The sequence below is a fragment of the Desertibacillus haloalkaliphilus genome (genome assembly GCF_019039105.1).
GTDB classification, from domain to species: domain Bacteria; phylum Bacillota; class Bacilli; order Bacillales; family KJ1-10-99; genus Desertibacillus; species Desertibacillus haloalkaliphilus.
Window position 1 is genome coordinate 1 of the sequence record NZ_JAHPIV010000588.1, and the last position, 331, is coordinate 331.

Sequence of the window (331 nt, forward strand, 5' to 3'; positions counted from 1 at the left end):
ATGATAATCTGCTTGGGTCCATCGGATCCCTTGCAATCGTAGCTTCCTGAACATTGGATACCGTTTGAGTGTGTGGGTTTCGATAAATAATGTAAACTTGCTGTCCCTCTTCAAGTTGCTGAATATCAAGCTTGGCGGGCCTCTTTTTTTGTTGTTTTGCCCGCCATACTTGTTCCCTATTCATCTATTTTTCACGCCGATGTTTCCTGCTTTGATTCTTTTTTTACTACAATTCCTTCTTTTGCTGGTCTTAATACAGCTACCTCAAAATCAGGGAAATGACGCTGTAATTTTTTTTGAATTTCCTCACCACGATGAAGGGGTGCCAAGC

General features: G+C 41.4%; 1 protein-coding gene. It reads right to left on the reverse strand.

Annotated elements, in window-relative coordinates; translation table 11 throughout:
* A partial coding sequence (locus KH400_RS23400) for a transcriptional regulator SplA domain-containing protein (RefSeq protein ID WP_281418778.1) occupies positions 1-184 on the reverse strand: 184 nt, incomplete at its 3' end.
* Positions 185-331 lie beyond the last annotated feature (147 nt).